Source organism: Ottowia sp. (assembly GCF_035325765.1).
Taxonomy (GTDB): domain Bacteria; phylum Pseudomonadota; class Gammaproteobacteria; order Burkholderiales; family Burkholderiaceae_C; genus Ottowia.
This window is the reverse complement of record NZ_DAOKZG010000011.1, coordinates 1-15,190: the sequence shown is the minus strand read 5'-3', so window position 1 is coordinate 15,190 and position 15,190 is coordinate 1. Positions and strand designations below refer to the sequence as shown.

Below are 15,190 nucleotides of genomic sequence, written 5' to 3'. Positions count from 1 at the left end.
TGGCCATGGTCGGCTCGCGTGCAAGCTGGTGGCGGCGCCTGCCGGGCTGGGCCTGGGCCCTGCCCTGGCTCGTGCTGGCGGCCCTGATGTGGGCCTGGGCCTGGCCGATGCAGTGGCAGCGCGCCTGCTGGATGGGCGAGTGGCCGTTCGAGGAGGGCTGTCCGCGCGTGCCGCGCGGCGCCGCCGTGGACAACCCGCCCGAGGTGTATCGGCACTACCTGGCGCAGAACGTCGGCGACAGCCGGGCCCTGGTGTGGCTGGCGCGCGCGCTCTGGAACACGCACGACGCGGCGGCCCGGCCGCTGCTGCCCTGGGCGCTGCGGCTGGCGCCGCAACACCCGCACGCGCTCGCGATGCAGGCCGACGCGCAGTTGCAGGCGGGCGACTGGACGGGCGCGGCGGGCACGCTGATCGACCTGGTCGAGAGCGGCCAGCCACAGGCCCGGCAGGCGCTGCTGGCGCTGATGGCGACGCCGGCCACGCAGGAGGCGGTGCTGGCGCGCCTGACGCCGGACGCGCGCTGGCTCGATCCGCTGCTGGCCGGACTGGACCGCGCCCGCCCGGTGCAGGCGCTGCTGCCCTTCGTCTCGCGCGGGCAGGCGCTGGGTCTGCTGAAGCCGGCCACCCTGCTCGGCATCATCGACCGCCTGAAGGGCGAGCACGCCTGGATCGACGCCTACGCGCTGTGGGTGAGCTGGCAGGGCGAGGTGCGCGCGGGGCTGTACAACGGCGGCTTCGACCAGCCCATGCTGCGGCGCGGCTTCGACTGGGAATGGGTGGAGCAGCCGGCGGCGCGCCAGGGGCTGCGCATCGAGCAGTTGCCGGCCCTGCCGAACCCGGGCCAGATGCTGGAGCTGCGGCTGACCGGGCGCGCCGCGCTGCCGGTGCCCCTGCTGGCGCAGACCCTGGTGCTGCCGGGGCCGCGCTATCGCCTGCGGGGCCAGTACCTGGCGCGCGACCTGGTGACCCAGGAAGGCCTGGTGTGGGCGCTGCGCTGCGCCAGCGGCGGCGAGCGCTGGGCGCAGAGCGCGCCGCTGCTGGACACGCGCGGGCGCTGGCAGGGCTTCGAGATCACGTTCCAGCCGCCGCCCGAGTGCGGCGCCGCGGTGGCGCTGCGGCTGGAGCCGACGGCCCCCTGGGAGGCGCGCGCCGGCATGCTGGGCACGGTGCTGCTGGACGACTTCACGATCGAGAGCATGCCCTCGGACCTGGACGCCGGGGCCGCGCCCCGCGCGAATCGGTCATGATGCGCAGGGCGACGCCGGATCGGTGCCGCGCGCGCGGCACGGCCCTGCCCGGAGCGGCCGGCGCCGCGGCAGCGCGGCGCGACCGCGGCGCCGCCGGGGGTGCCCCGGCCGTGCCCGGCGTGTCGCGTCGACATCGGGCAAGATGGGCTTGGCCATGATCGACCTGCACACCCACCTGCTGCCCGGCATCGACGACGGCGCGGATTCGCTGGAGACCGCGCTCGAGATGGCGCGCATCGCCGTGCAGGACGGCACCACCGTGCTGGCCTGCACGCCGCACATCTACCCGGGGCTGTACATGAACGACGCCGCCGGCATCGGGCGCGAGCGCGACAAGCTGCAGGCGGCGCTGGACACCTTCGGCATCCCGCTGCGCCTGACGATCGGCGCCGACGCCCACCTGGTGCCCGAACTGCTGGACGGGCTGCAGACCGGGCGCGTGCCGACCCTGGCCGGATCGCGCTACTTCCTGCTGGAGCCGGCGCACCACGTGGCGCCGCCGGGCTTCGAGCAGCTCGTGCTGGAGATCCTGCTGGCCGGCTACGTGCCGGTCATCACCCACCCGGAGCGCCTGACCTGGATCGAGGACCACTACCCGAGCTTCGTCAACCTGGCGTGCCAGGGCTGCTGGCTGCAGCTCACGGCGGGCTCGATCGTCGGCAAGTTCGGCAAGCGCGCGCGCTACTGGAGCGAGCGCCTGCTGGACGAGGGCATGGTGCACATCGTCGCCAGCGACGCACACACCACCGGCCGGCGCTCGCCGCGCATGTCGGACGCGATCCCGGTGCTGGAGCGCCACGTGGGCGCCGAGGAGACGCGCCGCCTGCTGGAAGCGCGCCCCCAGGCCATCCTGGACGACCGGCCCGTCGACCAGGTCGCGCCGCCGCCCGGCCTGTCCGGCGACGCCCGCACCCGCCCGGCCGGGCGCGGCCTGGCGCGCCTGCGGCGGCTGCTGGCGCGGCACTGAGCCTGTAAACGGCCGTTGACCGCTTGCCTTCTTCACGAGCGCCGCATGAACATCGGCCCGCGCGGCTTCGCTGCGCTCACCCGTTGGGGGGCGCGCCCTAGTGCAGCTCCAGCGTGATGTGCCGCAGATCCCGGTCCTCCGGCAGCGTGGTTTCGACGAAGCCGAGGCCCTGCGCCAGTTCGCGCATGCGCCGGTTCTCGGTGAGGACGATGGCGACCAGGCGCTCGGTGCCGGCGGCGCGCAGGTAGGCGATCAGCTTGTCCATCAGCATGCGGCCCAGGCCCGTGCCCTTGAGCTCCGGACGCAGGATGATGCCGAATTCGGCCTCGATGTTGTCCGGGTCGGCCAGGGCGCGCACCACGCCCAGGGTGCGCTCGCCGCCGGCCGGGTCGGCCGCGGTGGCGATGAAGGCCATCTCGCGCGTGTAGTCGATCTGCACCATGCGCGCCAGCTCGCTGCGCTCCAGCGTGCGGCGGCTGTGGAAGATGCGCATGCGGATGTCGTCGGGGCTCAGGCTTTCCAGGAAGGCGCGGTGCTGCGCCTCGTCCTCGGGGCGCACCGGGCGCAGGGTCAGGCGCTGGCCCTGCCAGTCCACGGTCTCGATCAGTTCGGCCGGGTAGGGCGCGATGGCAAAGCGCGCGGCGCCGGCCGGCCGCGCGCTGCTGACGCGGATGCGCGCGTCCAGCGCCACCGCGCTCTCGTGGTTGACGATCAGCGGGTTGATGTCGAGCTCGGCCACCTCGGGCACGTCGGCCAGCAGTTGCGACACCGCGGTCAGGGTGTCGATCACGGCGTCGACGCGCGCCGGCGGCACGTCGCGGTAGCCGGCCAGCAGGCGCGCCACGCGCGTGCGCTGGATCAGCGCGCGCGCCAGCGGGGCGTTCAGCGGCGGTAGCGCCATGGCGCTGTCCTTCATCACCTCGACCGCGGTGCCGCCCTGGCCGAACAGGATCACGGGGCCGAAGCTGGGGTCGATGCTGGCGCCGATGATCAGCTCCTGCGCCTGCTTCAGGCGCACCATGGCCTGCACCGTGAAGCCCTCCAGCCGCGCCTGCGGGTGGCTCTTGCCGATGCGCGCCAGCATGGCGTGCGCGGCGGCGCGCACGTCGCCCTCGTCCTGCAGGTTGAGCACCACGCCGCCGACGTCGGACTTGTGCGAGATGTCGGCCGACAGGATCTTGATGACGACCGGAAAGCCGATGCGCGCGGCCTCGGCGGCCGCGGCCTCGGCGTCGGCCGGCACCGTGCGCGTGGTGACCACGGGGATGTGGTAGGCCTCGCACACCGCCTTGGCCTCGGGCTCGGTCAGCATCTCGCGCCCGCTCGCCAGCACCTCGGCGACGAGCTGGCGCACGCGCGCCACGTCGGGCGCGGCGCCGGCGCCGGGGGCGCGCGCGGGCGGCGCCTCGCTCAGCTCGGCCTGGTTGCGCGCGTAGGCCTGCAACATGCCGATGGCGGCCACGGCCTGCTCGGGCATGTCGTAGCAGGCGATGCCGGCCTCGGTGAACAGGTGCCGCGCCTCGGCCACCGCCGGGCCGCCGACCCAGCTGCTGACCAGGGGCAGCGGGCGCTGGCCGGCCGGGCGCACCACCGGCACCAGGGCGCGCGCGATGTCGGTGGAGGGCACGATGGCCGTGGGCGCCTGGATGAACAGCAGGGTGCCGCTGTCCTGCGGATGCCGCGCCAGCACCTGCAGCGCGTCGACGTAGCGCTGCGTCGGCGCGTCGCCGATGATGTCGACCGGGTTGCCGCGCGACCAATTGGCCGGCAGCACGGCGTCGAGCTCGCGCAGCAGCGCGGGCGTGAGCTCGGCCAGCGGCACGTCGTGCGCGGCGGCGGCGTCGGCCGCCATCACGCCGGCGCCGCCGCCGTTGGTGAGGATGGTCACGCGCTCGCCGATCGGCCCCTTGAAGCGCGTCAGGATCTCGGCCGCCAGGAACAGCGCCTCCAGGCTGTCGACGCGCAGCATGCCGGCGCGCGCGATGGCGGCATCGATCACGTTGTCGGCGCCGGCCAGCGCGCCGGTGTGCGAGGCCGCGGCCTTCTGGCCCTGCTCGCTGCGCCCGGCCTTGACCACGATCACCGGCTTGTTGCGCGCGGCCGCGCGCGCCGCCGACATGAACTTGCGCGCCTCTTCGATCGACTCGATGTAGAGCAGGATGGCGCGCGTGTGGGCGTCGCTGGCCAGGAAGTCGAGCATGTCGCCGAAGTCGACGTCGGCGTGCTCGCCCAGCGAGACGAAGTGCGAGAAGCCGATGTGGCGCGCCTCGGCCCAGTCGAGCATGGCGGTGACCAGGGCGCCCGACTGCGACACGAAGGCGAGCTCGCCCGGGCGCGCGGCGATGTGGGCGAAGCTGGCGTTGAGCCCGGCGTGCGGCGCCAGCAGGCCGACGCAGTTGGGGCCGAGGATGCGCAGCAGGGTGGGACGCGCGGCGTCCAGCATGGCCTGCTTCTGCTCGGCCGTGAGACCGGCGCTGATGACGACGGCGGCGCGCGTGCCACGTGCCGCCAGCTCGCGCACCAGGCCGACCACGGTGGCCGGCGGCGTGCAGATCACGGCCAGCTCGGGCACCTCGGGCAGGTCGGCGATGCGCGCATAGCAGCGCTGTCCCGAAAGCTGGTCGTGCTTGGGGTTGACCGGGAACACCGGGCCGGCAAAGCCGCCGCTGCGCATGTTGCGCCAGAGCGTGCCACCGACCGAGAATGGGCGCTCGGAAGCGCCGATGACGGCGACCGAACGGGGGTCGAACAGGGAATCGAGGTTGCGGATGCTCATGGGCCTAAGCGATGCCGGATCGCACTGAAAGTGCCACCGGGCGCCGGCGCGCGGTGGCAGGGATTGATCTGTCGCAAACCCGGGCGAAATGCCGGCTGCGGTTCATGGCGCGTTCATCAAGGTCAGGGTAAACCCTAGCCCAGGTGCCCGGCCTGCCGGAAATCGTATCCCACCCGGGAGCCGGCCGGTCCGGGGCAGTCGATTCCTGATCCCCCCATCCTCGAAAAGGAGCTTCTCATGTCACTTCACGCCATCACCCGGGCGACGCTTGCCGCCCTGCTGGGACTGGGCCTCGCCGCCGCGCAGGCCGCGCCGGCGGACTACAAGATCGATGACGACCACACCTACGCCACCTTTGCCATCGACCACCATGGCGCCTCCGTGAACCGGGCGCGCTTCGACGACGTGAGCGGCACGGTGCGCTTCGACCAGGCGGCCAGGTCCGGCGCCATCGACATCACGGTGCAGGCGGCCAGCGTCTACAGCGGCTCCAAGGGCTTCGACGAGCACCTGCGCTCGGCCGACCTGTTCAACGTGGCGCAGCACCCGACCCTGCGCTTCGTCTCCGAGCGCCTGGTGTTCGACGGCGACACCCTGGTCGAGGTGCCGGGCCAGCTCACCCTGCTGGGCCAGACGCACCCGGTGACGCTGAAGGCGCTGCAGTTTCGCTGCTACCCGAACCAGCGCGCCAAGACCGAGGCCTGCGGCGGCGACTTCGAGGCCGTGCTGGACCGCACGCAGTGGGGCATGGACTACCTGGTGAAAGCCGGCATGCCCAAGACCGTGCGCATCGGCGCCACGATCGAGGCGTTCAGGCAGTAATCGGGGGCGGCAAGTAAATCCGGACGCGAAACAGGCCTTGACGGCTGGTCCTTGCTGAAGCGGCACGCGCGCAGGGCATCCGACCCGAGCCAACCAGGCGCCGAGGACGCAACAGAGAATGAGATTTCTTTCGCGTCCTACGCGTGATCTTCGTGTCCTTCGCGTCCGGCTGCTTGCCCTAGGAGCGTGGGCGGCAGAAGGTGCGCCGGCTGCAACGCGCGAGAAACCGGTCCATCGCGGTGCTGCCGACTGCACCCAGGGGGCCACCCTGGGCTTGTCGGTAGCACCACGCGGCCCTCGCCTTTCGCACGTTTCGCTTCGGCGCCTTCTGCCGCTCACGCTCCTGGCGCCCTTCAGCGCGCCGCCTTGCGCGCCTGCGCCTCGGCCACGGCCAGGGCGGTCATGTTGACCAGGCGGCGCACGGTGGACGAGGTGGTCAGCACGTGCGCCGGCGCGGCCGCGCCCAGCAGCATCGGCCCGATGGTGACGCCGCTGCCGGCCACCATCTTGAGCACGTTGTAGAGGATGTTGGCGGCGTCCAGGTTGGGGCAGACCAGCAGGTTGGCCTCGCCGGCGAGCGTGCTGTCGGGCACGAAGCTGCTCCGCAGCTCGGCCGACAGGGCGCTGTCGCCGTGCATCTCGCCGTCGCATTCGATGCCGGGCGCGATCTCGCGGAACAGGTCGCGCGCGCGCCGCATCTTGCGCGCCGAGGCGTCGGTCGAGGAACCGAAGTTGGAGTGCGACAGGAAGGCCACCTTGGGCGGGATGCCGAAGTTCTGCACTTCCGCCGCCGCCATGCGCGCGATGCCGGCCAGCAGCTCGGGGCTCGGGTCCTCGTGCACGTAGGTGTCGGTGATGAACAGCGTGCGGTCGTGCAGCATCAGCGCGTTCAGGCCCGCCAGGTCGGGCGCGCCGGCCTCGACGCCGATGATCTCGCGGATGTGGGTGAGGTGCTGGTGGAAGCGCCCGACCACGCCGCACAGCATGGCGTCGGCGTCGTGCAGGCGCACCATCAGCGCCGCGATCACGGTGTTGGAGCGCCGCACCGTGGCCTTGGCGGCCTCGGTGCTGACGCCGTCGCGGCACATCAGGCGGTGGTAGGTCTCCCAGTACTGGCGGAAGCGCGGGTCGTCCTCGGGGTTGACGTTGTCGACGTCGTGGCCCAGGCGGATGCGCAGGCCGGCCTTCTTGATGCGCTGCTCGATCACCGCCGGGCGGCCGATCAGGATCGGGCGCGCCAGCTTGTCGTCGACCGCCACCTGGGCCGCGTGCAGCACGCGCTCGTCCTCGCCCTCGGCGTAGGCCACGCGCTTGCGCGCGGCACTGGCGGCGCGCGCGGACGTCAGCACCGGCTGCATCACCATGCCGGTCTGGTAGATGAAGCGCATGAGCTGGGTGCGGTAGGCCTCCAGGTCGGCGATCGGGCGCGTCGCCACGCCCGACTTCGCCGCGGCCTGCGCGACCGCCGGCGCGATGCGCAGGATCAGGCGGGGGTCGAACGGCGTCGGGATGATGTAGTCGGGGCCGAACTGCAGCTCCTTGCCGGCATACGCCTGCGCCACCTCGGCCGTGGCTTCGGCCTTGGCCAGCGCGGCGATCTCGCGCACGCAGGCGATCTTCATCTCCTCGGTGATCTTGGTCGCGCCGCAATCGAGCGCGCCGCGGAAGATGTAGGGGAAGCACAGGACGTTGTTGACCTGGTTGGGGTAGTCCGAGCGGCCGGTGGCGATGATGCAGTCCGGGCGCGCGGCCTTGGCGTCCTCGGGGCGGATCTCGGGCTCGGGGTTGGCCAGCGCCAGGATCACCGGCTGGTCGGCCATGGTCTTGACCATCTCGGGCGTCAGCACGCCGGCGGCCGAGCAGCCCAGGAACACGTCGGCGCCCTGCACCACGTCGGCCAGCGTGCGCAGGCCGGTGTCGGGCTGGGCGTAGCGCGCCTTGGATTCGTCCACGTTGGCGCGGCCCTTGTAGACCAGGCCCTTGGAGTCGCAGGCGTAGACGTGGGTCGGCTTGACGCCCAGGGCCACCATCACGTCCAGGCAGGCCAGCGCGGCGGCGCCGGCGCCGCTGACGGCAACCTTGACCTCGCCGATCTTCTTGCCCACCAGCTCCAGGCCGTTGAGCAGGGCGGCCGAGGAGATGATGGCGGTGCCGTGCTGGTCGTCATGGAACACCGGGATGTTCATGCGCTCGCGCAGCTTCTTCTCGATGTAGAAGCACTCGGGCGCCTTGATGTCTTCCAGGTTGATGCCGCCCAGGGTCGGCTCCAGCGCGGCGATGATGTCGACCAGCTTGTCCGGGTCGCGCTCGGCCAGCTCGATGTCGAACACGTCGATGCCGGCGAACTTCTTGAACAGGCAGCCCTTGCCCTCCATCACCGGCTTGCCCGCCAGCGGCCCGATGTCGCCCAGGCCGAGCACGGCGGTGCCGTTGGTGATCACGCCGACCAGGTTGGCGCGCGCCGTGAACTCGGCCGCGCGCGCCGGGTCGGCCTGGATGTCCAGGCAGGGGTAGGCGACGCCGGGCGAGTAGGCCAGCGACAGGTCGAGCTGGTTGGCCAGTGGCTTGGTCGGCGTGACGGAGATCTTGCCGGCCGTGGGGTTGCGGTGGTATTCCCGCGCGGCGTCGCGCAGCGCCGCCTCGGCGGGCGAAAGGGACTTGCTCATGATGTCTCCGGGGTTGTTGTGCTGGTGCAGGCCAAAGCCTACTGCAATTCGCGGCGCTTGCGGCACCGCGCGGCCTTGCTGGAGGGCCGGCCGGGACGGGCGCGCAGCGGGCTCATACTGGCCAGACCACGCCGTTGTCGTTCAGGATGGCGTCCAGCGGCTGGTCGTGCGGCTCGGGCTGGAAGTCGTCGATGAAGCCCTGCGTGAAGCCGAGCCCGATGGTGACCGGCCGCGGCTTGAGCTGGGCCAGCGTGCGGTCGTAGAAGCCGCCGCCGTAGCCGAGCCGGTAGCCGCCCGGGCCGTAGCCGACGCAGGGCACCACCAGCAGGGTCGGCACGATGCGCTCGGTGTCCCTGGGCTTGGGGATGCCGTAGGCGTCTTCTTCCATCTGGCAGCCCGGGTACCAGACGTGGAAGCTGAGCGTCTTGGTCTGCTTGTCGACCACCGGCAGGCCGATGCGCCGGCGCTGCGGCTCGTCCATCAGCTCGCCGTCTTCCTTCCAGCGGTGCAGCGCCGGCAGCGGGTCGAATTCGCCCTTGATCGGCCAGTAGGCGCCGATCACGGTCTCCGGACGGCCGAGCAGCCAGATGCGCAGCACGTCTTGCAGCGCGGCGCTGCGCGCCAGGCGATCTTCCAGGTGCTGGCGCTCGTGGATCAGGCGCGCGCGCAGGGCCTTTTTTTCCAGCGACTTGTCCATAATGGATGCATGCGTAGAGCAAGCATTCTGACAGTTCTGATCGCCGCCGGGTTGGCCTGGGGCGGCGTCCCCGCGCGGGCGCAGGCAGCGGCCGCGCCGGAGGCGGTGGCGGCAGCCGCCACGGCGCCGGACGACGGCGTCATCCTCGAGCTGCGCGACGCGTTCCGGCGCGGCGACAAGGCACGCCTGCAGGCCTTGCTGCCCGCCGCGCGCGGCCATGCGCTCGAGCCCTGGGCGGCCTACTGGACGCTCAAGGCACGGCTGGAGGACGCCAGCGAAGCCGAGGTGCAGGGCTTCCTCGCGCGCTGGTCCGGCACCTACCAGGAAGACCGGCTGCGCAACGACTGGCTGCTGCTGGCCGGCAAGCGCCGCGACTGGGCCGCGTTTGCCGCGGAATACCCGCGCTTTCGCATGCGCGACGACCCGGAGCTGCGCTGCTACGACGCGGCGCGCCGGGTGCAGCAGGGCGAGCCGCTCGACGCCGCCGCGGTGGACGCGGTGCGGCGCGACTGGCTGGCCGAGCGGCGCGAGGGCGACGGCTGCCTGCTGGCGGCCGAGGTGCTGCACCAGGGCGGCCAGTTGCCGGCGGTCGACCTGTGGCTGAAGGCGCGACTGGCGCTGGAGGCGGGGCGCACCGGGCTGGCGCGCAGCGCGGCGGCGCTGGTCGGCCCCGAGGCCGCGGCCGGCGTGGCGCAGATCGGCAACAGCGCGCAGCGCTACCTGGCGCGCGGCGCCAGCGCCGACACGCGCACCGGGCGCGAACTGGTGGTGCTGGCCCTGGTGCGGCTGGCGGTGCAGGACCCGGACCAGGCGGCGACGCAGTTGCAGGGGCCCTGGCGCGAGCGCCTCGCGCCCGAGCAGCGCAACTGGGCCTGGGGCGTGATCGGCAAGCAGGCCGCGCTCAAGCTGCAGGACAACGCCAGCGACTATTTCGCCCGCGTCGAGCGTCCCGCCGAGCTGAGCGACGACCTGCTCGGCTGGGCCGTGCGCGCGGCGCTGCGCCAGGGGCAGTGGCAACGCGTGGCCGCATCGATCCAGGCGATGGGCGAATCGGCGCGCCAGCAACCCGTCTGGAGCTACTGGCTGGCGCGCGCCGAGCGTGCGCTGGCGCCGGACGACGCGGCACGCGCGCGCGCCGACCAGCGCTTCGAGCGCATCGCCGCCGACGACGGCTTCTACGGCAAGCTGGCGCTGGAGGCGCTGGGCCGCCCGCTGGCGGCGCCCCCGGCGCCGGCGCCGCTCACGCCGGAGGAGCGCCAGGCGGCGCGCCAGCACCCGGGGCTGCAGCGCGCGCTGCGGGCGATCGAGCTCGGCCTGCGCAGCGAGGGCGTGCGCGAGTGGAACTACTGGACCAACCTGCACGAGGCGGGCGGCATGGACGATCGGGCGCTGTACGCGGCCGCCGACCTGGCCTGCCAGCACGAGGTCTGGGACCGCTGCATCAACACCAGCGAGCGCATCCAGGGCTTCAGCGACATGGCGCAGCGCTTTCCCATGCCGCACGAGAGCGCGGTGGTGCGGCAGGCGCGGGCCACCGGCATCGACCCCGCCTACGTGTACGGCCTGATCCGCCAGGAAAGCCGCTTCGTGACGAGCGCGCGCTCGCACGTCGGCGCGTCCGGCCTGATGCAGATCATGCCGGCGACGGCGCGCTGGACCGCGCGCAAGATCGGCCTGGAGGGCTTTACGCCGTCGAAGATCAACGAGCTCGACACCAACGTGCTGATCGGCACCAGCTACCTCAAGCTGGCGCTGGACCGCTTCGAGGATTCACTGCCGCTGGCGGCCGCGGCCTACAACGCCGGGCCGGGGCGCCCGCGTGCCTGGCGCGAGGGCCGGGAGCTCGAAGGCGCGATCTGGGTCGAAAACATCCCGTTCGGCGAAACGCGCGACTACGTCAAGAAGGTGTTGTCCAACACGGTCGACTATGCCTTGCTGCTGCCGGGCGAGTCGGCCTCGCTGCAGGCGCGGCTGGGCCGCGTCGGGCCGGCGCCGGCGGGGGCCGAAGAGACCCTGGCCACGCGCGACATGCCATGAGGGCCGGACCGGGATGGCGTGCAGGCGCACAGGCGCGACCCCTTCCCTTCATCCGGCGGCGGCGACCGGCGCCGCGTCAGCCGCTGAGCCTGAAAGCGGCAGTTGACCGCTTGCCTTCTTCACGAGAGCCGCATGAACCTTGACTGCCGCTGCTTCGATCACCTCCACCTGTTGGGTGAGAGCGCTACGCGCTCGCCAGCACCGCACGCGCCGCGCCATGCGGCGTTGCTCGTCCTTGCAGGCACGAGCCTGCCGCGTCCTCGCGCCTTGCCTGGCACGCTGGTTGCTACACTGGCGAACGCGTCCAACTGCCGTTTTTGGGATGAGAGAGCAAGAGGAGTGAGCACATGGCGTTGAAAGTCCTGATCCTGGGGGGCTCCGGTTTCGTCGGGCGCCACCTGATCGAACACCTGCAGCGCGCCGGCGCCGAGGTCACCGCGCCGACGCGCCGCCTGGCCTCGGCGCGCGAGATCTGGCCACTGCCCTGCGTGACGGTGCTGGAGGCCGACGTCACCCAGCCCGAGACGCTGGCGCGCCTGCTGCCGGGCCACGACGCGGTGGTCAACCTGGTGGCCACCCTGCACGGCAGCGCGGCGCGCTTCGAGCACCTGCATGTCGAGCTGCCGCGCCGCCTGGCCCAGGCCTGCGCCGCCACCGGCGTGCGCCGCCTGGTGCACGTCAGCGCGCTCGGCGCCGCGGCCGACGGCCCCTCGCGCTACCAGCGCAGCAAGGCGGCCGGCGAGGCGGTGCTGCAGGAGGCGGCGGTGGCCGGCCGGATCGACCTGACGGTGCTGCGGCCGAGTGTGATCTTCGGCGCCGACGACCACTTCATGACGTTGTTCGCGCGCCTGCAGCGCTGGTTTCCGCTGATCCCGCTGGCTGGCGCCGACGCGCGCTTCCAGCCGGTGTGGGTGCGCGACGTGGCCGACGCCCTGGTGCGCTGCCTGCAGCGCGCCACCACCATCGGCCAGACCTACGAAGCCTGCGGGCCCGAGGTCTACACGCTGCGCGAACTGGTGCGCCTGGCCGGCCAGTGGGCGGGCGTGCGCGAAGGGCGCGGGCGCCCGATCCTGGGCCTGCCCGGACCACTGGCCTGGCTGCAGGCGCTGGCCATGGAGTGCCTGCCCGGCCAGCCGCTGCTGAGCCGCGACAACCTCGATTCGATGAAGGTCGACAACGTCGCCAGCGGCCAGTCACCGGGGCTGGACGCCCTCGGCATCACCCCGGCCTCGCTGCTCGCGGTGGGCCCCTGGATGCTCGGCACGGCCGGCAATGCGGCGCGGCTGGAGGTGCTGCGCAGCTACGCTGGACGATGAGGTCCCCCGAGTCGCAGCTCGCCTGACCCTGTCCGGAAGGGGGATGCGCCCGTGGCGATGGCGCCCTGGCGACGGGTGTCCCGGGAGCGCCGGCCCGGCGGCTGCCGGGGCCCTCGGGTTTCGTGATATCCGGGGCGTCGCCCCGGATGACGAATGACCGGTCTCGCAGTGCCGGTTGGCCGCGCGTCGCAAAATCCTGAGCCTGGATCCGGCAGTTGGATCCAGGCCGAATCCGCGCCCGCATCCGGCGGGGCGTGTCCTGGAGTCCCGTCATGCTCAAGCTCTACATTGGCAACCGCAACTATTCGCCCTGGGCCATGCGCCCCTGGGTGCTGATGACGCAGGCCGGCATCGCCTTCGAGGAGGTGCTGGTGCGCATGGATGCCTTCACCCCCGAGTCGGGCTTCAAGCAGCAGCTCGCCAGCGTCACGCCGGCGGGCAAGGTGCCGGCGCTGCTGGACGGCGAGCTGGCGGTCTGGGACAGCCTGGCGATCGCCGAATACCTGGCCGAGAAATTTCCGGAGCGGCAGCTGTGGCCGCGCGCCGTCGCCGCACGGGCCCATGCGCGCAGCGTGTGTGCCGAGATGCACAGCGGCTTCGGTGCGCTGCGCGGAGCCTGCGGCATGAACATCGAGGCGCGCCTGCCCGAGGTCGGCGCCATCGTCTGGCGCGACCGGCCGGACGTGCGCGCCGACGTGGCACGCATCGCCGCCATCTGGCGCGACGCCCTGGCGGCCTCGGGCGGCCCGCTGCTGTTTGGCGACTTCAGCATCGCCGACGCGTTCTATGCCCCCACCGTGTTGCGGCTGGAGACCTACGCGCTGCCGCTGCCCGACGACGTGCGGCCCTACATGGCGCGCGTGCGCGCGCTGCCGGCGGTGCAGGCCTGGATCGCGGCGGCGCTGGCCGAGCGCGACTTCCTCGCGCACGAGGAACCCTACCGCATCGGGCCAGGCACCGCGCGCCCATAGCCTGCACGCTATCGGGCCGATGCAGACAAGTCATTTGTCATGTGCCCGCGCGAGGACTACCGTGAGGGCTCCTGCAACCAACACAAGGAGACCGTCATGGCCAAGGAAATCCTGGGCCCGCAGCGCCTGGGGCCGCTGACCCCGCTGGTGGGCGAATGGGAGGGCAACGTCGGCGTCGACCTGTCCTACCACAACGAGGACGACGTCACCGCCGAGACCGGCTACTTCGAGAAGGCGTGGTTCCGCCCGATCCCGAAGACCGAGAACGGCAAGCAGGCGCTGGAGGGCCTGACCTACCAGATGACCGCCTGGCGCCACGGCGAGGAGGCGATGAACCCGTTCCACGACGAGGTCGGCTACCTGCTCTGGGAAAAGGCCACCGGCCAGGTGATGCGCGCCGTGGTGTTCGGCCGTGGCATCGCCGTGCTGCAGGGCGCCACCGCCAGGCCGCGCGACAGGACGATTGCCTTCAAGGCCACGCCCGGCGACCCGTCCTACGGCATCCTGCAGAACAAGTACCTGCTCGAGCGCGCCGAACTGCGCTCGTTCGCCACCACCTTCACCTTCAACGCCGACGGCACGGTCAGCTACAGCTCGGACCTGGTGCTCAAGCTGGCGGCCCAGGGCGGCCAGGAAATGCACCACACCGACCGCAACACGCTGCATCGCGTCAAGAGCTACGGCGGCGCGGAGGGTTGAGACGAACGCCCCTGCGTCGCTGCGCTCCTTCCCCTCAAGGGGGACGCACCCAGTGGCCAGGGGACCTCGGCCACGGGGATCCGCGCCGCCGACCTTCTAAACTTGTCGACCATGGAAATCTTCATGGTCGGCGGTGCCGTGCGCGACCGGCTGCTCGGCCTGCCGGTGCAGGATCGCGACTGGGTGGTGGTGGGCGCCACGCCCGAGCAGATGGTGGCGCGCGGCTTCGTGCCGGTGGGGCGCGACTTCCCGGTGTTCCTGCACCCGGACACGCACGAGGAGCACGCGCTGGCGCGCACCGAGCGCAAGAGCGGCCCGGGCTATCGCGGCTTCACCATCCACGCCAGTCCCGAGGTGACGCTGGAAGAAGACCTGGCGCGCCGCGACCTGACCATCAATGCCATTGCCGCGCGGCCCACGTGGTCCGGCGCCGGCGGCGCGGACGATTCCGAAGCCGCGCTGACCGACCCCTTCGGCGGCCGGCGCGACCTGCAGGCGCGCGTGCTGCGCCACGTGACGGCGGCGTTTCGCGAGGACCCGGTGCGCATCCTGCGCGTGGCGCGCTTCGCCGCGCGCTTCCACGACTTCAGCGTGGCGCCCGAGACCCTGGCCCTGATGCGCGAGATGGTGGCGGCGGGCGAGGCTGACGCCCTGGTGCCGGAGCGTGTCTGGCAGGAGCTGGCGCGCGGCCTGATGGAGCAGCACCCCGAGCGCCTGTTCGAGGTGCTGCGCGCCTGCGGCGCGCTGGCCGTGGTGTTGCCCGAACTGGATCGCCTGTGGGGCGTGCCGCAGACCGCCGCGCACCACCCCGAGATCGACACCGGCGTGCACGTCATGCTGGTGCTGCGGCTGGCGGTGCGCCTCGCGGCGCCGCTGCCGGTGCGCTGGGCCTGCCTGATGCACGACCTGGGCAAGGGCACGACGCCGGCCACGCAGTTGCCGCGCCACATCGGCCACGAGCAGCGCGGCGTGCGCCTGCTGCGCGCCGTCGG

11 protein-coding genes are annotated in these 15,190 nt (G+C 72.4%); 8 read left to right on the top strand and 3 right to left on the bottom strand.

Annotated features, from left to right (window positions below; genetic code table 11):
• Positions 1-5 precede the first annotated feature (5 nt).
• A complete protein-coding gene (locus PKA16_RS05890; protein ID WP_324401344.1) occupies positions 6-1,247 on the top strand; it encodes a hypothetical protein in 1,242 nt (413 codons plus the stop codon).
• A 154-nt stretch (positions 1,248-1,401) separates the two neighbouring features.
• On the top strand, positions 1,402-2,214 hold the full coding sequence (locus PKA16_RS05885) for a CpsB/CapC family capsule biosynthesis tyrosine phosphatase (RefSeq protein WP_324401342.1): 813 nt from the start codon (positions 1,402-1,404) through the stop codon (positions 2,212-2,214).
• Between the two features lie 97 nt (positions 2,215-2,311).
• Here PKA16_RS05885 and PKA16_RS05880 read toward each other — a convergent pair whose 3' ends face one another.
• Positions 2,312-4,990, bottom strand: coding sequence for a bifunctional acetate--CoA ligase family protein/GNAT family N-acetyltransferase (locus PKA16_RS05880; protein ID WP_324401340.1), 2,679 nt, complete (start codon positions 4,988-4,990; stop codon positions 2,312-2,314).
• A 237-nt stretch (positions 4,991-5,227) separates the two neighbouring features.
• Here PKA16_RS05880 and PKA16_RS05875 point away from each other — a divergent pair, with 237 nt between their 5' ends.
• On the top strand, positions 5,228-5,812 hold the full coding sequence (locus PKA16_RS05875; protein ID WP_324401338.1) for a YceI family protein: 585 nt from the start codon (positions 5,228-5,230) through the stop codon (positions 5,810-5,812).
• A 353-nt stretch (positions 5,813-6,165) separates the two neighbouring features.
• On the opposite strand, the gene PKA16_RS05870 is transcribed toward PKA16_RS05875, so the two are convergent.
• Positions 6,166-8,478 (bottom strand): NADP-dependent malic enzyme, encoded by a 2,313-nt coding sequence (locus PKA16_RS05870; RefSeq protein ID WP_324401336.1) that lies wholly within the window; start codon positions 8,476-8,478, stop codon positions 6,166-6,168.
• A 112-nt stretch (positions 8,479-8,590) separates the two neighbouring features.
• Entirely contained in the window at positions 8,591-9,163 is a 573-nt protein-coding gene (locus PKA16_RS05865) for a 5-formyltetrahydrofolate cyclo-ligase (RefSeq protein ID WP_324401441.1), read from the bottom strand.
• 21 nt (positions 9,164-9,184) lie between these two features.
• On the opposite strand from PKA16_RS05865, the gene PKA16_RS05860 reads away from it, so the two are divergent.
• From PKA16_RS05860 to PKA16_RS05840, 5 genes are all read left to right on the top strand, one after another.
• The gene (locus PKA16_RS05860; RefSeq protein ID WP_324401334.1) at positions 9,185-11,212 is read left to right on the top strand and encodes a transglycosylase SLT domain-containing protein; all 2,028 of its coding nucleotides are present in this window, start codon (positions 9,185-9,187) and stop codon (positions 11,210-11,212) included.
• 347 nt (positions 11,213-11,559) lie between these two features.
• A complete protein-coding gene (locus PKA16_RS05855) occupies positions 11,560-12,528 on the top strand; it encodes a complex I NDUFA9 subunit family protein (protein WP_324401333.1) in 969 nt (322 codons plus the stop codon).
• 272 nt (positions 12,529-12,800) lie between these two features.
• Positions 12,801-13,499: a glutathione S-transferase family protein gene (locus tag PKA16_RS05850; protein ID WP_324401331.1), complete on the top strand. Its 699-nt coding sequence runs from the start codon at positions 12,801-12,803 to the stop codon at positions 13,497-13,499.
• Positions 13,500-13,595: 96 nt separating this feature from the next.
• Positions 13,596-14,198 carry an FABP family protein gene (locus PKA16_RS05845; RefSeq protein ID WP_324401329.1) on the top strand — a complete coding sequence of 201 codons (603 nt, stop codon included), beginning with the start codon at positions 13,596-13,598 and terminating at the stop codon, positions 14,196-14,198.
• Positions 14,199-14,309: 111 nt separating this feature from the next.
• Positions 14,310-15,190, top strand: an 881-nt coding sequence (locus PKA16_RS05840) for a multifunctional CCA addition/repair protein (RefSeq protein WP_324401327.1), incomplete at its 3' end; no start/stop codon positions are given.